Below are 19,583 nucleotides of genomic sequence, written 5' to 3'. Positions count from 1 at the left end.
TTTTGGGGCTGCTTCGCAGCCCAGCGGGGATAAATCCCCTCGCCACAGATAAATCCCCTCGCCACAGATAAATCCCATCGCCACAGATAAATCCTCTCACCAAGAGGTGACTGCAGTTCAGGGTCGAATTGCTTGATCCAGCGCCACGCCGGCGCCGACCAGGCCGGAATACGGCGCGGTCACCAGCCAGACCGGGATGCCTTTGAAGTAATCGCTCATGCAGCCTTTGTCGGCGAAGCAGCGGGCGAAGCCGCTGGCGAGGAAGAAATCGGCGAAGCGTGGAATCACCCCGCCAACGATAAACACGCCGCCGCGCGCGCCGGTGGTGAGCACGTTGTTGCCGGCAACGCGGCCGAGCCAGCAGCAGAACTGCTCGAGCACTTCCAAAGCAATCGGATCACCGGCCAGGCCCGCGGCGGTGATCGCTTCCGGCGTCTCCAGCTTCGGCTCATGGCCATCAACCGCGCAGATCGCCCGGTACAGCCGCGGCAGGCCGCCGCCGCTCAACGCGGTTTCCGCGCTGACATGGCCGATCTCGTTGTAGATGTGTTGCCACAATTGCGTTTCCCGCGGGCTGCTCAGCGGCAGGTCGACGTGGCCGCCCTCGCCCGGCAACGCGGCAAAGCGTCCTTCGCCGAGATCGAGCAAGGTGCCGACACCCAGGCCAGTGCCCGGGCCGATCACCACCGCCGGGCGCAACGGCTCCGGCGTGCCTTCGCAGACCACGCGGAATTCGCCCGGCTGCAAGCGGGTCATGCCCAGCGCCATCGCCGAGAAGTCGTTGGTCAGCAACAATTGTTCGACCTGCAAGGTTTTGCAGAACGCGCTGCGACTGAGGCGCCAGTGATTGTTGGTGAACTTGAACTCATCGCCGCTGACCGGACCTGCCACCGACAGGCACACCGAGCCGATCGAGCCCGGCGCCAGACCGAGCCCGCTCAGGTACAGAGCGATTGCCTCTTCCGGGCTGGCAAAGTCGGCCGTGGCCAGCACCTGAACCGATTGCAGTTGCTGGTTTTGCCACAACGCGAACCGCGCGTTGGTGCCTCCGATGTCACCGACCAAAGCCAGTTTCAATTAAGCGTCTCCAGGGCAGAAGTGAAGGCGCTGGCGCCCTGCTCCGCCGAGCTGAAGGCCATGCGCATGAAGCCAAACAGCTCGCGGCCGCTGCCAATGTTGTTGCCCAACAGGCCTTTGGCGGGTTCGCGCGCTGCAAATTCGGCGGCGTCGACCTTCAGTTCCAAGGTGCCTTTGACGCCATCGACGCGGATGATATCGCCCTCTTGCACGCGCGCCAAAGCGCCACCGACATAAGCTTCCGGGCTGACGTGAATCGCTGCGGGGATTTTCCCCGACGCGCCGGACATACGCCCGTCGGTGACCAGCGCCACTTTGAAGCCGCGATCCTGCAATACGCCGAGGAACGGCGTCATCTTGTGCAGCTCCGGCATGCCGTTGGAGCGCGGGCCCTGGAAGCGCATCACGGCGACAAAATCCTTCTCCAGCAGACCGGCCTTGAATGCGTCCGCCAGGTCTTGTTGATCCTGGAACACCATCGCCGGTGCTTCGACGATCTGGTTCTCGAGCGCAACGGCGGAAACCTTCATCACGCCGCGACCGAGATTGCCTTCCATCACCCGCAAGCCGCCCTCTTGCGAGAACGCACGGGACACCGGACGCAGAATGTTTTCGTCGAGGCTGTCGGTCGGGCCTTCGCGCCAGACCAGCTCGCCGTTATCGAGGAACGGCTCTTTGGTGTACCGGCTCAGGCCATGGCCGAGCACGGTGTTGACGTCTTCATGCAGCAGGCCGGCGCCGAGCAGTTCGCGGATCAGGAACGACATGCCGCCCGCTGCCTGGAAGTGGTTGATGTCGGCTTTGCCGTTCGGGTAGACGTGGCTCAGGGTCGGCACGACTTCGGAGAGGTCGGCCATGTCCTGCCAGGTCAGTTGAATGCCCGCCGCCATGGCAATGGCCGGCATGTGCAGGGTGTGGTTGGTCGAGCCGCCAGTAGCGTGCAGCGCGACGATGGAGTTGACCAGTGCCTTCTCGTCGACGATTTCGCCGATCGGCATGAAGTTGCCATTCTGCTTGGTCAGGCGCGTCACTTGATGTGCGGCTTCGCGGGTCAGGGCGTCGCGCAACGGCGTGTTCGGGTTGACGAAAGACGCGCCCGGCAAGTGCAGGCCCATGACTTCCATCAGCAACTGGTTGGTGTTGGCGGTGCCGTAGAACGTGCAGGTGCCCGGGCTGTGGTAGGACTTCATCTCCGACTCCAGCAGCTCTTCGCGCGTCGCTTTGCCTTCGGCGTATTTCTGGCGGACGTCGGCTTTTTCCTTGTTGGAAATCCCCGAAACCATCGGCCCCCCCGGGACGAAGATCGTCGGCAAATGGCCGAAGCGCAGCGAACCCATCATCAGGCCCGGAACGATCTTGTCGCAGATGCCGAGCATCAGCGCGCCGTCAAACATGTTGTGCGACAACGCCACGGCGGTGGACATGGCGATCACTTCGCGGCTCGGCAGGCTCAGTTCCATGCCCGGCTCGCCCTGGGTCACGCCATCGCACATCGCCGGAGTGCCGCCGGCGAACTGGCCGACCGAGCCGATCTCGCGCAGGGCGTTCTTGATCTGTTGTGGAAAGACTTCGTACGGCTGGTGCGCCGAAAGCATGTCGTTATACGAAGACACAATGGCGATGTTCGCCGAGTTCATCATCCGCAGGCTGTGCTTGTCTTCAGTGCCGCAACCGGCCACGCCGTGGGCGAAGTTGGCGCATTGCAGCTTGCCGCGCATCGGGCCATCGGTGGCGGCGCCGCGAATCAATGCAAGGTAAGCCTGACGCGTGGCGCGGCTGCGGGCGATAAGCCGTTCGGTGACCTCAAGAACGCGGGGATGCATGTGTAGAACTCCAGGCTAACGGATGTGGCGACCTGATTGTCTATGCTGGTCAAACGCCGTTGTTGTTGGAATGACAGACGGTTTTTTTGACCATTCGGACCAGTTGATTCAGGTCACTCGTTGTAGATAAAACAAAATATTGCCACTAAAAAGGCTTGTTTTCTATTTTTATGCGAATAATCTTGTAATTCCAACAACAAAACGACGGCGGCGCTGTTCCATGACTCTTCGAATTGCAATCAATGGTTTCGGCCGCATCGGCCGTAATGTCCTGCGCGCACTGTATACCCAAGGCTATCGTCAAGACCTGCAGATCGTCGCGATCAACGATCTGGGTGACAGCTCGATCAATGCCCATCTGCTCAAATACGACACCGTCCACGGCACCTTCGACGCCGAAGTGGCGCACGATAACGAAAGCCTGACGGTCAATGGCGACCGCATTGCGGTCAGCGCCATTCGCAACCCGGCCGACCTGCCGTGGGCCGCAGAAAAAATCGACGTAGTGTTCGAATGCACCGGTCTGTTCACCGACCGTGCCAAAGCCGCCGCGCACATCAGCGCCGGCGCCCGCAAGGTGATCATTTCTGCCCCGGCCAAAGGCGCCGACGCCACCGTCGTCTACGGCGTCAACCACGACATTCTGCGTCAGTCGCACCAGATCATTTCCAACGCTTCGTGCACCACCAACTGCCTCGCCCCAGTGGCGCAGGTGCTGCATCGCGAGCTGGGCATCGAAAGCGGTTTGATGACCACCATCCACGCCTACACCAATGACCAGAACCTCACCGACGTTTATCACAGCGACCCGTACCGTGCCCGCTCGGCCACGCAGAACATGATCCCGAGCAAGACCGGCGCAGCCGAAGCGGTAGGCCTGGTGCTGCCGGAACTGGCGGGCAAACTGACCGGCATGGCCGTGCGTGTGCCGGTGATCAACGTGTCGCTGGTCGACCTCACCGTGCAACTGAAGAAAGAAGCCAGCGCCGACGAAGTCAACGCCCTGCTGAAAGCGGCCAGCCAGCATTCGAAAATTCTCGGTTACAACACCTTGCCGCTGGTTTCCAGCGACTTCAACCACAACCCGCTGTCGTCGATCTTCGACGCCAACCACACCAAAGTCAGCGGCAAGTTGCTCAAGGTGCTGGCCTGGTACGACAACGAATGGGGCTTCTCCAACCGCATGCTGGATAACTGCCTGGCGTTGTGTAACGCGGAATAATCCCGGCCGGTCCCCAATCCCTGTGGGAGCGAGCCTGCTCGCGAAAGCTATATCTGTCAGTCAATATGGAGCTGACTGACACGATGCCTTCGCGAGCAGGCTCGCTCCCACACGAGATCCGATTTCAATTCGAAATCAGCACTTGACCATTCAGCTGGATGATAAGCATTATCATTCGCTCAAAATGGATCAGGTCCTCCCGTGAGTCAATCGCGCTTCAACCACGTCTTCCTCGCCCAGCGTACTTCCCTGCTGCGCACGCTGGAACGGATGGTCAACAATCACAGCACCGCTGAAGACCTGTTGCAGGAGACCTACCTGCGCGTGACCCGGGCGTTGAGCGAGCGGGCCATCGATCACCTTGAACCCTTTGTGTTCCAGACCGCGCGCAATCTGGCGCTGGATCATTTGCGTGCGCGCAAGATTCATGCGCGGACCATGGTCGACGATGTACCACAGGACGTGGTGCAGAGCATCGCCGCGCCGGCCAGCAGCGCTGAAGACGCCGCCCATGCCGAACAATTGCTGGAGCGTTTGAACGTGAGCCTCAGCCAACTCAGCCCACGCCAGCAGCAGATTTTCATCCTCAGCCGCCTGCATGGGCACAGCTATCAGGAAATCGCTGATGAACTTGATGTTTCGCTGAGCACCGTGCAGAAGGAACTGAAACTGATCATGTCGATCTGCATCGGCGTTGCCGAACGACATAACGGCAGCGGCAAGTTTTGAGCTGCACGCTACAAGTAAAAACAAAAAGCAGTATTGCATCCGGCTTGCAGCTTGCAGCTTGAAGCTAGAAACTGCTTCGCCAGAAGCCCTGAGGAACCACCGTGACGGACACCCACCGCCCGCCTTCGCCCGATTCGGCGCGGGACGCTGCAGCTGCAATGGACCAGGCGCTGGACTGGCTCATCGTGCTCGGCAGCCCGGATGAGGAACAGACCCGGCAATTTCATGCCTGGCTGGCGGCTGATCCTTTGAACGCCGAGGCGTTCGCCAAGGCCCAGGCCATCTGGGATGGCCCGCAAGTCGCGCTGTGCGCCGAAGCCCTGGCGGCAAAACCGGTAAAAATCACTTTTCTCAAACGCTTGCGCCCGCACTGGAAACCGCTGACTACCGCTGCGGTGCTGATCCTCGGGCTGTTCAGTTTCAGCAACCTGCCGATGCGCATTCAAGCGGATCACCTCACCGTGGTCGGCGAGCGCCAGCGGCTGCAACTGGAGGACGGCTCGAAGGTCCTGCTCAATACCAACTCGGCGTTTTCCAGCACCATCAACGATCAACAGCGCGTGGCCCGGCTGTTTCAGGGCGAGGCGTTTTTCGAGATCGCCAGCGGGCGCAGTCAGCCGCTGGAGATCGACGCAGGGCCGGTAACGGCCAGCGTGCACGACACCGCATTTGCCGTGCGTTATCTCGACGGGGTCGCGCAGGTCAACGTGCAGCGTGGCGATGTCGATCTGCGCGCCACCCACAATGATGCCCGGGTGCGCCTGCGTGCCGGGGAAAGCATTCGCATCGGCCCCAATGGATTTGATCGCCCGGCCAAGCTCGACGCCAATGCCGACCTCGCGTGGGTTGAAGGCCGACTGGTGTTCGAGAACTGCCCGCTGAATCAGGTGCTGGCCGAGCTGCGCCGCTACTACCCGGGCTGGATCATCAACAACAACGAGCAACTGGCCGACGTCGCCGTCACCGGCAATTACCGTCTCGACCAGCCGCTCGACGTGGTCCGCTCCCTCGCCCACATCACCTCGGCGCGCCTGCAGGAATTTCCTGCACTGGTGATTCTGAACTGAATGAGAATTATTTTTACTCGATAGCTCGCGGTAGTACGTCTCGTTATAGCCAATGCAATTGATTCGCATCTAACCCATGCCATCAGCACCTATAAAGATTCGTGCGACACGGAGCGCTATCGATGTCCTCACGCCTAACCCGCCAGACTGCTTCCCCTTCCCGCGTACTGTCGCTGCTGACTGCGGCCATTCTCATGGCCGGCACCGCGCCGCTGCTCGCCGCCGCCGAGCAACCGACACGCAACATGGGCGATTACGCCTTCGCCATCGGCCAGCAACCGCTGGTTTCGGCACTGAATGCCTTTACCGCCGTGACCGGTTGGCAGGTCGGCTTGCCGGCCGAGTTGGGGCAGAACGTCTCGTCGCCGGGCGTGCGTGGTTCACTGCCGCCGGAGAAAGCCCTCGAGCGCCTGTTGGTGGGGACCAACCTGAGCTTCCGCAAACTGAGCAACAACAATGTCGTGCTGGAAAAACGCAACAGCAGCGGCACGCTCAATCTCGATCAGGTGACCATCAGCGCCACTCGCCAGGAACAATCGGTCAACAGCGTGCCCTCGACGGTCAGCGTGCAGGATCGCCAAGCGCTTGACCGCAACAACGTCAACACGATCAAGGATCTGGTGCGCTACGAGCCGGGCGTTTCCGTTGGCGGTGCCGGTCAGCGCGGCGGCATCAGTGGCTACAACATTCGCGGTATCGACGGCGACCGCATCCTGACCCAGGTCGATGGCGTGGAGATCCCCAACGGTTTCTTCAACGGCCCCTATGCCAAGAGCCAGCGCAACTACGTCGACCCGGAAATCGTCAAACGCGTGGAAATCCTCCGTGGCCCGGCCTCGGTGCTGTACGGCAGTAACGCCATTGGTGGCGCGGTCAGCTATTACACGCTGGACGCCGACGACATCATCAAACCGGGCAAGGACGTCGGCGCGCGCCTGAAAAGCGGTTACAGCTCCGCCGACGACAGCTGGCTGAAGTCTGCCACTGTCGCCGGGCGCAGCGGTGAGTTCGACGGTCTGCTGCATTACAGCCAGCGCGACGGACACGAAACCGAGTCCTTCGGCGGCAACAACGGCACCGGCCTTGCGCGCACCGCCGCCAACCCGGAAGACGTGCGTGCGAGCAACGTATTGGCCAAGCTCGGCTGGAATTACAACGACGATTCGCGTCTGGGCCTGACCTACGAAAAGTACAAGGATGATCGCGACACCGATCAGAAAAGCGCCTACGGCGGCCCGTACGCCAATGGTGCGCCGACCATCCCGAGCAGCGTCCTGCCCGGCGGTATGTACCAGTGGCGCACCGGCAACGACACCATCACTCGCGAGCGTTTCGGCATCGAACACTCGTTCGCCCTCGACAGCCTGCTGGTCGATAACGTTAAGTGGAGCCTCAACCACCAGATCGCCAAGACCGACCAGAGCACCGAAGAGTTCTACTACCCCATCACTCGTAAAGTGCTGCGTACCCGCGACACGATCTACGAAGAAAAACAGTGGGTGTTCGACGCGCAACTGGACAAGGCCTTTGCCATCGGTGACACCGATCACCTGCTGACTTACGGCACCACGATCAAACAGCAGAAAGTCACCGGTTCACGCAGCGGCGACGGCACATGCCTGGCGGTCGGCCGTGGCTGCACGGCGATTGGCGCGACCAGTGCGGCGGATGTACTGGCCAAGGCCTCTGATTTCCCCGATCCGACCATCAACACCTACAGCCTGTTCGCCCAGGATCAGATCAGCTGGAACGACTGGACCTTCCTGCCGGGCCTGCGCTACGACTACACCCAGCTCAAGCCGCACATCACCGAGGAATTCCTCAACACCGTGAACGCCGACGGCCTGGGCACGGTCAGCGACAAGAACAAGACCTGGCACAAAGTCTCGCCAAAATTCGGCCTGACCTATGCACTGACGGACAACTACACCTGGTACGGCCAGTACGCCGAAGGCTTCCGCACGCCCACGGCAAAATCGCTGTACGGGCGTTTCGAGAACAACACCACCGGCTACACCGTGGCGCCCAACTCCGACCTTGAGCCGGAAAAAAGCAAAGGTTTCGAAACCGGCCTGCGCGGGAATTTCGAGCAGGGCTCGTTCGACGTCGCGGTGTTCTATAACAAGTACCGCGATTTCATCAACGAGGACGCGGTCAAGCCGGGCGATGATCGGTTGACCTTCCAGAGCAACAACATCAAGCGCGCCACGATCAAGGGCGCGGAAGTCAAAGGTCGCTTGAATCTGGACGCGTTCGGCGCGCCGCAAGGCCTGTATACCCAAGGTTCGATCGCCTACGCCTACGGGCGCAACAGCGACAACGGCGAGCCGATCAACAGCGTCAACCCGCTCACCGGCGTGTTCGGCCTCGGTTACGACCAAGACAACTATGGCGGTCTGCTGAGCTGGACCGTGGTGAAGAAAAAGGATCGCGTCGACGACAGCAACTTCAAGTCGCCGGACGGCGTCAGCAGCCAGTTCAAGACCCCGGGCTTCGGCATTCTCGATCTGGCCGGCTATTACAAGGTGACCGACGACGTCACCGTCAGCGGCGGCGTCTACAACCTGACCGACAAGAAGTATTGGCTGTGGGATGACGTGCGCGGTTACGACAGCGTTGGCGAAGCCTCGGTGACGCAACCGGCCAACCTCGATCGCCTGACCCAACCGGGACGCAACTTCGCGATCAACCTGATCTGGGACATCTGATCCGCCCGGCCTCACTGCGCGTGTTCGCGCCGCGCAGTGGGGTTTTTTTACTGTCCGGCGTCCGCCCGTACGTCTTGTTATCAAGCGCCTCATTTATCAAGGACACCCCATGACTGCCTCGGAAAAAACCCTGCGTTCGCAACGCCTGAACCAGATCACCCACGAGCCGCACAGCAAACTCGATGCGCTGGTCAAAGCCCACGCGCCGTTCGAAACCCGCGCCAGCTTCGCCCGTTTCGTCGTCGCGCAATACCTGTTCCAGGCGGAACTGGTCGAGCTGTACAACGATGCCGAACTGACCGAAATCGTCCCGGATCTGCCGGCCCGTTGCCGCGCCGAAGCCGCCAGTGCTGACCTCGCCGACCTCGACACCGATGTCCCGCCCCCGGTTGCCGGCGCGCTGAAAAACCCGAGCAAGGCGCGGGCGCTGGGCTGGATCTTTGTTTCCGAGGGTTCCAAGCTCGGCGCGGCGTTCCTGATCAAGCGTGCCGTGGCACTGGAGCTGAGCGAAACCTTCGGTGCCCGGCATCTGGCTGAACCGCAAGGTGGCCGCGCCGAGGGCTGGAAAAGCTTTGTGCGCACCCTCGATGCGTTGCCGTTTACCGCTGAGGAAGAGGCGGAAGTTGAGCAAGGTGCACTGGATGCGTTCAACCGCTTCACCGTGCTGCTGGAACGGGCTTATGCCATAGAAGCCGAAGTGGCCTGAAGCAACTCTTATCCCTTGTGGGAGCGAGCCTGCTCGCGAAGACGGCAGCACATTCAACATCAATGTGCCTGATCAACCGCTTTCGCGAGCAGGCTCGCTCCCACAGGGCTCACCACAAATCTGTAAGATCCCCGTTCCGCTTCAGAAGCCGCCGCTGAGCCCATGCCCACACCCGCCGCCTCAAAACTCGCCCGTCTGCTGTTCGGCCTGCTGGCCTATGTCAGCCTCGGCATTGGCCTGATCGCCATCGTCGTGCCCGGCCTGCCGACCACCGAGTTCATCCTCCTTGCCGCGTGGGCGGCGACCCGCAGTTCGCCGCGCTTGAATGCCTGGCTGGAAAATCACCGCTTGTTCGGGCCGATCCTCAGTAACTGGCGCAACGGCAGGATCATCGCGCGCAAGGCCAAGCTCAGTGCCACCGTCAGCATGCTGCTGTGCGCCACTTTGATGCTGGTGATGCTCGATCACGGCTGGCCGATCTATCTGGCGATTGCCGGCATGGCCATGGGCAACCTGTGGATCTGGTCGCGCCCGGAGACGCCCATCGCGGTAGTGAAACATCCCTGTAATTAAAGCCTTTTCAGCACTTTCCCCTGCGCAAACGTTTAGCAGCGACCGTCCGTCGGCAAGCGCCTCATGCCGTTTCGCTTAACGCCGATGAGCATTGAATGGCGCTGAATGGATTTGGCAAACCGGGCTCCCGGCCCAGCCACCTGTTTATTCCATTCGCGAGATCGCCCCATGTTCGACTCTCTGTCCATTCGCCTGAAAATCGTCCTGCTCTCCGGCCTGTGCCTGCTCGGAGTGGTGGTGCTGATCGTCAGCATGAACATCTACCAGACCAATCAGAACGACGCGCTGGTCAGTCAATCCAGCAACCAGTTGCTCACCGCCAGCGTGCAGAACCTGCTACAGGCCAAGGCCGCCGAACAAGCGGTGCGGGTGCAGAAAACCTTTGGCGAAAGCCTGCTGGTGGTCACCGCCCTCGCCGACCAGATCAAGGATCTGCGGACGATGGCCGCCAAGCGTTCACTCGAAGCCGGTGCCGTTCGGGAAGAGTTGAACCAGAATCTGAAAACCGCTTTCGAGCGCAACGATAAAGTCCTTGGCATCTGGCTGGCCTTCGAACCCAACGGCCTCGACGGCAAGGACAGCGAATTCGCCAACGATGCCGCGCGGCAGTCCAACGAAGCCGGGCGATTCGCCTCGTACTGGAGCCGTGCCGCCGGCGCCGCGCTGAATACAATCATGGTCGAGGACGACTTGACCAAAACCACCCTCAGCGTCAGCGGCACGCCGTACAACAGTTGGTACACCTGCCCTCGCGACAACAAACGCACCTGCCTGCTCGACCCGTATGCCGACACCGTCGGTGGCAAGGAAATGCTCATGACGACCATTTCCGTGCCGCTGCTGGTGGATGGCAAAGCGATCGGCGTGGTCGGTGTCGACATCGCGCTCGACGCCCTGCAAGCCGCCGCCGTCGACTCGCAGCGCAGCCTGTTCAACAACGCCGGGCATATGCTGATCGTCTCCGGCAGCGGCGTGCTGGCGGCCGACAGTGCCGACGCGACGCGGGTCGGCAAAAAAATCGGCGACACCCTCGGCGCCGATGGCAATGATGTATTGCAACTGGTCGGCAGCGGCACAGCGAAAATTCTCCAACAGGGCGAGCTGATTCGCGCGGTTTACCCGGTCGACCCGATCGGCAATTCGCGCGCCTGGGGCGTGGTCATCGACCTGCCCGAGCAGGTGCTGCTGGCCGACTCGGTGAAGCTGCAAACGGTACTGGATGATGCGCAAAAAACCGGCGTGATCACTGCGCTGCTGGTGGCGGGCGTGGCCGGTCTGGTCGGCCTGCTGCTGATCTGGCTCACCGCCTCCGGCGTCACCCGTCCGATCAACAGCGTCGCCGACATGCTGAAGAACATTGCCAGCGGCGAAGGCGATCTGACCCAGCGCCTGAACTACAGCAAGAAAGACGAGCTCGGCGAACTGGTGAACTGGTTCAACCGCTTCCTCGACAAGCTTCAGCCGACCATCGCGCAGATCAAACAGAGCATCACCGAAGCACGTGGCACGGCTGATCAGTCATCAGAAATTGCCCGCCAGACCAGCGAAGGCATGCAGGTGCAGTTCCGCGAAATCGATCAGGTCGCCACCGCGTCCAACGAAATGAGCGCCACCGCCCACGACGTTGCCAACAGTGCCTCGAATGCGGCAAACGCCGCCAAGGGTGCCGATCAGTCGGCGAAAGACGGCATGGCGATCATCGAGCGCAGCACCCGCGACATCAATCAGCTGGCCGATGAAGTCAGCAAAGCAGTGACCGAAGTCGAAGCGCTGGCAGTGAACAGCGAGCAGATCGGCTCGGTGCTGGAAGTAATCCGCAGCATCGCCGAACAAACCAACCTGCTGGCCCTCAACGCCGCCATCGAAGCCGCCCGCGCCGGCGAAAGCGGTCGCGGTTTTGCCGTGGTCGCCGACGAGGTGCGCAACCTGGCCAAGCGCACGCAGGATTCGGTGGAAGAAATCCGCATCGTCATCGAGCGCATCCAGACCGGCACCCGTGGCGTGGTCGCGACCATGCACTCGAGCCAGACCCAGGCGCACAACAACGCCGGGCAGATTCGTCAGGCGGTCGATGCACTGGGCAAGATCAGCGACGCGGTGACGGTGATCAGCGACATGAACCTGCAGATCGCCAGCGCCGCCGAAGAGCAGAGCGCGGTGGCCGAAGAGGTCAACCGCAACGTCTCGGCGATCCGCACCGTGACCGAAACCCTGACCGAACAGGCCACGGAATCGGCAGCGATCAGCAGCCAGCTCAACAGCCTGGCAAGCCAGCAGATGAAATTGATGGATCAGTTTCGCGTGTAACGGCCACGCCTCGAAACAAAGTGGGAGCGAGCTTGCTCGCGAAAGCGGTCGCCCAGTCAGTGATGATGTTGAATGTGCTGGCCCCTTCGCGAGCAAGCTCGCTCCCACAGGGATGGTGTTCACCCAGCGGTTTCATCTGGCCCGGTTATGTTTTGCACTATCATCACCCTCTCGCTCCGGAGGGCCTTCGATGACTGATCTGCTCACGTCCATCCAAACCGCACTCGGCCTGCCTCACACGCCAATACCCTTCAACGGTGACGGCGCGTTGCCCTCGGCGTTCGCCGTCACTGAACTGGCCTGCGCCAGCATCGCCGCTGCCGGGCAAGCGCTCAGCGAATTGCTTCACCAGCAAGCCGGGCACTTGCCTGCGGTTGCAGTCGACCGCCGTCTGGCCTCGTTGTGGTTCTCCACCTCGCTGCGCCCGATCGGCTGGCAGGTGCCGCCGTTATGGGACGCAATCGCCGGCGACTATGCGACCCGGGACGGCTGGATCCGTCTGCACACCAACGCCCCGCACCACCGCGCCGCCGCAGAACGCGTGCTCGGCGCCTGCGCCGATCGTGCCGCATTGGCGGCGAAAGTCGCACAGTGGGCGAGCGCGGAGCTTGAGCAGGCGGTGGTCGACGCCAAGGGCTGCGCCGCCGAGATGCGCAGTTGGGCGCAGTGGCAGCAGCATCCGCAAGGGCTGGCGGTGAATGCCGAAGCGCTGGTGCAGTTCATCGAGCAGACGGACGAGAAACGCACCGCCTGGCAAGGCTCGATCGCACGACCGCTGGCCGGGATCAAGGTACTCGACCTGACCCGCGTCCTCGCCGGCCCCACCGCCAGCCGCTTTCTCGCCGGGCTCGGCGCCAACGTGCTGCGCATCGATTCACCGAGCTGGAACGAACCCGGCGTGGTTCCGGAAATGACCGTGGGCAAACGCTGTGCGCGACTGGATCTGCAAGTGCCAGCGGATCGCGCAGTGTTCGAAGGTTTATTGCAAGACGCCGACATTTTGCTGCACGGCTACCGCGCCGATGCGCTGGAACATCTGGGGTTTGGTATTGAACGCCGAAGGCAACTGGCACCGGGGCTGATCGACGTCTGCCTCAACGCCTACGGCTGGAGCGGCCCCTGGCAGAACCGCCGGGGCTTCGACAGCCTGGTGCAGATGAGCAGCGGCATCGCCGAGGCCGGACAGCACTGGAAGCACAGCGATAAACCGATGCCGCTGCCGGTGCAGGCGCTGGATCATGCGACCGGGTATCTGCTGGCGGCGAGTGCGATCAGATTGCTGACTGAACGACTGGCCAACGGTCGCGGGGGCTCGGCGCGGTTGTCGCTGGCGCGTACGGCGAAACTCTTGCTCGAGCATGGGCCGGGGACGCATGACCCGCTGCGGGCCGAAGAAGCGCAGGATCAGGATCCAGCGATTGAACACACCGCGTGGGGGCCGGCGCGGAGGTTGCGCGTACCGGTGCAGGTCAGCGGGACGGTGGTGCGGTGGGATTGGCCGGCCGTCGAATTAGGGTCACATCAGGCGCAGTGGTGATTTTGAGGCCGCCTTCGCGAGCAGGCTCGCTCCCACATGGATTCGCGTAGTCCTGTGGGAGCGAGCCTGCTCGCGAAGGGGCCTGCCCGGCCAAAGCAAACCCGCCTACAAACTCAACACCCCGCTATACAACCCATACGCCGCCAGCCCCGCCCCGATCACCACGCAGGCAAAAATCCCTTTCTCCACCGTAGTGAAAACCGGCTGGCCCTGTTCACGCTTGGCCTTGGCAAACAGAATCACCCCCGGCGCATACAGCAGCGCCGACAGCAGCAGATATTTCACCCCGCCGGCATACAACAGCCACACCGCGTAAACCAGGGCGATGCCGCCAATCAGCAGATCCTTGGTGCGCTCGGCCGACGCGTGCTCGTAGGTTTCGCCGCGCCCGCTGAGCAGTACCGCGTAAGCCGCCGACCACAGGTACGGCACCAGAATCATCGACGAAGCCAGGTAAATCAGACTGGTGTAAGTGCCCGCCGAGAACAGTGTGATCAACAGGAAAATCTGGATCATCACATTGGTCAGCCACAGCGCGTTGACCGGCACGTGGTTCTTGTTTTCCTTTTTCAGGAACGCCGGCATGGTCTTGTCCTTGGCCGTGGCGAAGAGGATCTCCGCGCAGAGCAAGGCCCATGACAGCAACGCGCCCAACAGGGAAATCGCCAGCCCGACGCTGATCAGCAACGCGCCCCACGGCCCGACGATGTGCTCGAGCACCGCCGCCAGTGAAGGGTTCTGCAGGTTGGCCAGTTCCGGCTGGCTCATGATCCCCAGCGACAGCACGTTGACCAGCACCAGCAGCGCCAGCACGCCGAGAAACCCGATCACCGTGGCGCGGCCGACGTCGCTGCGTTTCTCCGCGCGGGCCGAGTAGACGCTGGCGCCTTCGATGCCGATGAAGACGAACACGGTGACCAGCATCATGTTGCGCACCTGATCCATCACCCCGCCGAAGTTGGGGTTGCTGCGGCCCCAGATGTCGCGGGTGAAGATGTCAGCCTTGAACGCGACGGCAGCGATGACGATGAACATGATCAACGGCACGACCTTGGCCACGGTGGTCAGCTGGTTGATCAGCGCCGCCTCCTTGATCCCGCGCATCACCAGAAAGTGCACCGCCCACAACAGCACCGAGGCGCAGCCGATGGCGATCGGCGTATTACCCTGGCCGAACACTGGAAAGAAATAGCCGAGGGTGCTGAACAGCAAAACGAAATAACCGACGTTGCCCAGCCATGCACTTATCCAGTAACCCCAGGCCGACGAAAACCCCATGTAGTCGCCAAACCCGGCCTTGGCGTAGGCGTAGACGCCCGAGTCCAGCTCCGGCTTGCGATTGGCCAGGGTCTGAAAGACGAACGCCAGGGTCAGCATGCCGATCGCAGTGATGCCCCAGCCGATCAGGATCGCCCCTGCATCGGCGCGCGCCGCCATGTTCTGCGGCAACGAGAAAATCCCCCCGCCGATCATCGACCCCACCACCAGCGCGATCAAAGCACCAAGGCGCAGCTTTTGCGTCGGTTGCGACATGCAGATCTCCTTGAAAGAGTCGTTGTTGTTTATTTGTAACAACACCCGACTAAAAGCCTAAGGGTAGATGACGTTTATCAGGTAATGCCGAATCTCGCAGGGTTATATATAGCCGACCACGATAAGGCGTAGCACATTAAGTCAGTTTTGTGCACCGATCTTGATTATTCGATTCTGTGCTGAAAACAGATGACCGACATTTGCCAATCGCTGAAAAGCAACTAGCGTCATAGTTCGAAAGCATTAATAGCTATTCCCAAATGCGTCAGCGAAACGTCTCTGGAACGGGCCTTTGAGGCTACAGCGTCATGCCCCGCAACGAGTGGATAAGTCATTCATTAACAATGGAATGTGACCATGCACTGATCCATGTCAGCTGTTCGAACAGACAACAGTACTAGGCTGTGAGCTCTCCTTTCCTGCAATGGAGTCATGCAAATGTCTGAAGCGCCCGGAAAACTAAGACTCGGTGCACTGGTTGCACTGGTAGTCGGTTCAATGATTGGCGGCGGGATATTTTCGTTGCCACAAAACATGGCCGCCAGCGCCGACGTCGGTGCAGTGCTGATCGGCTGGGCCATCACCGCAGTCGGCATGCTCACCCTCGCATTTGTCTTTCAGACCCTCGCCAATCGCAAGCCTGACCTGGACGGCGGTGTCTACGCCTACGCCAAGGCCGGATTCGGCGACTACATGGGTTTCTCATCGGCCTGGGGCTACTGGATCAGCGCCTGGCTGGGCAACGTCGGCTACTTCGTTCTGCTGTTCAGCACCCTCGGCTATTTCTTTCCGATCTTCGGCGAAGGCAATACCCCGGCGGCGGTGATCGGCGCGTCCTTGCTGCTGTGGGGCGTGCATTTCCTGGTGTTGCGCGGGATCAAGGAAGCTGCGTTCATCAACCTGGTGACCACCGTCGCCAAGGTCGTGCCGCTGCTGCTGTTCGTGTTGATCGCAGTCTTCGCGTTCAGACTGGACATCTTCACCGCCGACATCTGGGGCGTGAAAAACCCTGATCTGGGCAGTGTGATGAACCAGGTGCGCAACATGATGCTGGTCACCGTCTGGGTGTTCATCGGCATCGAAGGCGCGAGCATCTTCTCTGCCCGCGCCGAGAAGCGCTCGGACGTCGGCAAGGCCACCGTGATCGGCTTCATCACCGTGCTGCTGTTTCTGGTGCTGGTGAACGTGCTGTCGCTGGGCATCATGACCCAGCCGGAACTGGCGAAACTGCAGAACCCGTCGATGGCCGCCGTGCTTGAGCATGTGGTCGGTCACTGGGGTGCGGTGCTGATCAGCGTCGGCCTGATCATCTCGCTGCTCGGTGCGCTGCTGTCGTGGGTGCTGCTATGTGCGGAGATCATGTTCGCCGCCGCCAAAGACCACACCATGCCGGAGTTCCTGCGCAAGGAAAACGCCAACCATGTGCCGGTCAACGCCCTGTGGCTGACCAACGCGATGGTGCAGGTGTTCCTGATCATCACCCTGTTCTCGGCCAGCACTTACCTGTCACTGATCTACCTCGCCACCTCGATGATTCTGGTGCCGTACCTGTGGTCGGCGGCCTATGCCCTGCTGCTGGCGGTGCGCGGCGAGAGCTACGAAGGCTTTGCCGCCGAGCGGCGCAAGGATCTGATCATCGGCGGTATCGCCCTGATCTATGCGGTGTGGTTGTTGTACGCCGGCGGGGTCAAGTACCTGCTGCTGTCGGCCCTGCTCTATGCGCCCGGCGCGATCCTGTTCGCCAAGGCCAGGCTGGAACTCAAACAACCGGTTTTCACCAACGTCGAGAAGCTGATTTTCGCCGCAGTGGTCGTGGGCGCCGTGGTGGCGGCCTACGGTCTCTACGATGGCTTCCTGACGCTGTAACCCCTGATTGAATTGTCATCTGGAGGAACACAGAAATGACCACGGAAAAAGTGAAGTACGGCGTCCACTCCGAAGCCGGGAAACTGCGTAAAGTCATGGTTTGCTCCCCAGGTCTGGCCCATCAGCGGCTGACCCCGAACAACTGCGATGAACTGCTGTTCGATGACGTGCTGTGGGTGGCGCAGGCCAAGCGCGATCATTTCGACTTCGTCACCAAGATGCGCGAGCGCGGCATCGACGTGGTGGAAATGCACAACCTGCTGACCGACATCGTCGCCATTCCCGAAGCGCTGGACTGGATTCTTGAGCGCAAGGTGACCGCCGACTCGGTGGGCCTGGGCCTGATCAGCGAAGTGAAATCCTGGCTGAAAAGCCTCGAGCCACGGCACATCGCCGAATTCCTGATTGGCGGCGTCTCGGCCGATGATCTGCCGGACAGCTTCGGCGGCAAGACCATCCAGATGTTCCGCGATTTCCTCGGCCACTCCAGCTTCATCCTGCCGCCGCTGCCCAACACCCAGTTCACCCGCGACACCACCTGCTGGATCTACGGTGGCGTGACGCTGAACCCGATGTACTGGCCGGCGCGCCGTCAGGAAACCCTGCTGACCACCGCCATCTATAAATTCCATCCGCAATTCACCAATGCCGAATTCGAGATCTGGTACGGCGACCCGGACAAGGATCACGGCAACTCTACCCTTGAGGGCGGCGACGTCATGCCGATTGGCAACGGTGTGGTGCTGATCGGCATGGGCGAGCGTTCATCGCGTCAGGCCATCGGCCAACTGGCGCTGAACCTGTTCAACAACAAGGCGGTGGAAAAAGTCATCGTCGCCGGCCTGCCGAAGTCCCGCGCGGCAATGCACCTGGACACCGTGTTCAGCTTCTGCGACCGCGACCTGGTGACGATTTTCCCGGAAGTGGTCAACCAGATCGTCGCCTTCACCCTGCGCCCAGACGAAAGCAAACAGGGCGGCATCGACATCCGCCGCGAAGAAGGCAGCTTCCTCGACACCGTCGCTGCGGCGCTCAATCTGCCGAAACTGCGCGTGGTGGAAACCGGCGGCAACAGCTTCGCCGCCGAACGCGAGCAATGGGACGACGGCAACAACGTGGTGGCCATGGAACCGGGCGTGGTCATCGGCTACGACCGCAACACCTACACCAACACCCTGCTGCGCAAGGCTGGCGTGGAGGTCATCACCATCAGCGCCGGCGAACTCGGCCGCGGCCGTGGCGGCGGCCACTGCATGACCTGCCCGATCATCCGCGACCCTATCGATTACTAATCTTTGAGCCTTCGCCGCGACTTATCGAGCGCGGCCAAGGGGATAACCGAAACCCAAGGAGATCCATCATGGCTTTTAACATTCACAACCGTAACCTGCTCAGCCTGGAACACCACACCCCACGTGAGCTGCGTTACCTGCTCGACCTGTCCCGCGATCTGAAACGCGCGAAATACACCGGCACCGAGCAACAGCATCTGAAGGGCAACAACATCGCCCTGATCTTTGAAAAAACCTCGACCCGCACCCGTTGCGCCTTCGAAGTGGCGGCCTATGACCAAGGCGCCAACGTCACTTACATCGACCCGAACTCGTCGCAGATCGGCCATAAAGAGAGCATGAAAGACACCGCCCGCGTGCTCGGGCGCATGTACGACGCCATCGAGTACCGTGGCTTCAAACAGGAAATCGTCGAGGAGCTGGCCAAGTTCGCCGGCGTGCCGGTGTTCAACGGCCTGACCGATGAATATCACCCGACCCAGATGATCGCCGACGTGCTGACCATGCGTGAACACGCTGACAAGCCGATCCATGAAATCAGCTACGCCTACCTGGGCGACGCGCGCAACAACATGGGCAACTCGCTGCTGCTGATCGGCGCCAAGCTCGGCATGGACGTGCGCATCTGCGCGCCAAAAGCACTGTGGCCGCTGGACGATCTGGTGGCGCGCTGCAAAAAATACGGTGAGGAAAGCGGCGCACGCATCACCCTCACCGAAGATCCGAAAGAAGCGGTCAAAGGCGTCGACTTCATTCACACCGATGTCTGGGTATCGATGGGCGAACCGGTGGAAGCCTGGGCCGAGCGTATCCAGCAACTGCTGCCGTATCAGGTCAACGCCGACCTGATGAAAGCCACCGGCAACCCGCGTACCAAGTTCATGCACTGCCTGCCGGCCTTCCACAACAGCGACACCAAGGTCGGCAAACAGATCGCCGAACAATATCCGCACCTGAAAAACGGCATCGAAGTGACCGACGACGTGTTCGAGTCGCCAGCCTGCATCGCCTTCGAGCAAGCGGAAAACCGTATGCACACGATCAAGGCGATTCTGGTCTCGACCCTGGCTGATCTCTGACGCCACAGCGCTCCCACTGAAGGAACCGGAAACCCAATGTGGGAGCGAGCCTGCTCGCGAAAGC

The 19,583-nt window shown here is 61.2% G+C and carries 14 protein-coding genes and 1 pseudogene; 12 read left to right on the top strand and 3 right to left on the bottom strand.

From position 1 onward, the window contains the following. Window positions 1–117 precede the first annotated feature (117 nt). Together ND528_RS12575 and edd are read right to left on the bottom strand one after the other, a co-directional pair. Window positions 118–1,077, bottom strand: a complete 960-nt coding sequence (locus ND528_RS12575; RefSeq protein ID WP_137213991.1) for a glucokinase — start codon at window positions 1,075–1,077, stop codon at window positions 118–120. After that, window positions 1,074–2,900 (bottom strand): phosphogluconate dehydratase, encoded by a 1,827-nt coding sequence (gene edd / locus ND528_RS12570; protein ID WP_186634711.1) that lies wholly within the window; start codon window positions 2,898–2,900, stop codon window positions 1,074–1,076. The genes ND528_RS12575 and edd overlap by 4 nt, the downstream gene beginning before the upstream one ends. A gap of 220 nt (window positions 2,901–3,120) precedes the next feature. Here edd and gap point away from each other — a divergent pair, with 220 nt between their 5' ends. The 9 genes and pseudogenes from gap (at window position 3,121) to ND528_RS12530 (ending at window position 13,749) form a co-directional block, all read left to right on the top strand. Then, complete coding sequence (gene gap, locus ND528_RS12565; protein ID WP_016773526.1) at window positions 3,121–4,122, top strand: type I glyceraldehyde-3-phosphate dehydrogenase; 1,002 nt, start codon at window positions 3,121–3,123, stop codon at window positions 4,120–4,122. A 201-nt stretch (window positions 4,123–4,323) separates the two neighbouring features. Then, window positions 4,324–4,851 carry an RNA polymerase sigma factor gene (locus ND528_RS12560; protein ID WP_016773525.1) on the top strand — a complete coding sequence of 176 codons (528 nt, stop codon included), beginning with the start codon at window positions 4,324–4,326 and terminating at the stop codon, window positions 4,849–4,851. A gap of 101 nt (window positions 4,852–4,952) precedes the next feature. Next, complete coding sequence (locus tag ND528_RS12555) at window positions 4,953–5,918, top strand: FecR family protein (RefSeq protein WP_263470449.1); 966 nt, start codon at window positions 4,953–4,955, stop codon at window positions 5,916–5,918. Between the two features lie 122 nt (window positions 5,919–6,040). Continuing rightward, complete coding sequence (locus ND528_RS12550) at window positions 6,041–8,626, top strand: TonB-dependent receptor (RefSeq protein ID WP_263470448.1); 2,586 nt, start codon at window positions 6,041–6,043, stop codon at window positions 8,624–8,626. A gap of 109 nt (window positions 8,627–8,735) precedes the next feature. After that, window positions 8,736–9,332 carry a biliverdin-producing heme oxygenase gene (locus ND528_RS12545; RefSeq protein ID WP_263470447.1) on the top strand — a complete coding sequence of 199 codons (597 nt, stop codon included), beginning with the start codon at window positions 8,736–8,738 and terminating at the stop codon, window positions 9,330–9,332. Between the two features lie 162 nt (window positions 9,333–9,494). Next, the gene (locus ND528_RS12540; RefSeq protein ID WP_263470446.1) at window positions 9,495–9,905 is read left to right on the top strand and encodes a YbaN family protein; all 411 of its coding nucleotides are present in this window, start codon (window positions 9,495–9,497) and stop codon (window positions 9,903–9,905) included. A gap of 105 nt (window positions 9,906–10,010) precedes the next feature. Beyond that, window positions 10,011–11,354: pseudogene (locus ND528_RS28400) on the top strand (PDC sensor domain-containing protein); the annotation flags it as partial. Between the two features lie 102 nt (window positions 11,355–11,456). Beyond that, the gene (locus ND528_RS28395) at window positions 11,457–12,212 is read left to right on the top strand and encodes a methyl-accepting chemotaxis protein (protein ID WP_371699605.1); all 756 of its coding nucleotides are present in this window, start codon (window positions 11,457–11,459) and stop codon (window positions 12,210–12,212) included. 190 nt (window positions 12,213–12,402) lie between these two features. Next, a complete protein-coding gene (locus ND528_RS12530) occupies window positions 12,403–13,749 on the top strand; it encodes a CoA transferase (RefSeq protein WP_263470444.1) in 1,347 nt (448 codons plus the stop codon). Window positions 13,750–13,854: 105 nt separating this feature from the next. Here ND528_RS12530 and arcD (ND528_RS12525) read toward each other — a convergent pair whose 3' ends face one another. After that, window positions 13,855–15,282 carry an arginine-ornithine antiporter gene (arcD, locus tag ND528_RS12525; RefSeq protein ID WP_024014072.1) on the bottom strand — a complete coding sequence of 476 codons (1,428 nt, stop codon included), beginning with the start codon at window positions 15,280–15,282 and terminating at the stop codon, window positions 13,855–13,857. Window positions 15,283–15,720: 438 nt separating this feature from the next. Here arcD (ND528_RS12525) and arcD (ND528_RS12520) point away from each other — a divergent pair, with 438 nt between their 5' ends. The 3 genes from arcD (ND528_RS12520) (at window position 15,721) to ND528_RS12510 (ending at window position 19,519) form a co-directional block, all read left to right on the top strand. Continuing rightward, window positions 15,721–17,148 carry an arginine-ornithine antiporter gene (arcD, locus tag ND528_RS12520; protein WP_263470443.1) on the top strand — a complete coding sequence of 476 codons (1,428 nt, stop codon included), beginning with the start codon at window positions 15,721–15,723 and terminating at the stop codon, window positions 17,146–17,148. 35 nt (window positions 17,149–17,183) lie between these two features. Next, a complete protein-coding gene (gene arcA / locus ND528_RS12515) occupies window positions 17,184–18,440 on the top strand; it encodes an arginine deiminase (RefSeq protein ID WP_016773516.1) in 1,257 nt (418 codons plus the stop codon). 68 nt (window positions 18,441–18,508) lie between these two features. Beyond that, on the top strand, window positions 18,509–19,519 hold the full coding sequence (locus ND528_RS12510; RefSeq protein WP_024014074.1) for an ornithine carbamoyltransferase: 1,011 nt from the start codon (window positions 18,509–18,511) through the stop codon (window positions 19,517–19,519). Window positions 19,520–19,583: the final 64 nt, after the last annotated feature.

The sequence above is a fragment of the Pseudomonas mercuritolerans genome (assembly GCF_025706525.1).
GTDB lineage: Bacteria > Pseudomonadota > Gammaproteobacteria > Pseudomonadales > Pseudomonadaceae > Aquipseudomonas > Aquipseudomonas mercuritolerans.
The sequence above is the reverse complement of the archived record's forward strand: the minus strand, read 5'-3'. Positions and strand labels throughout refer to the sequence as shown.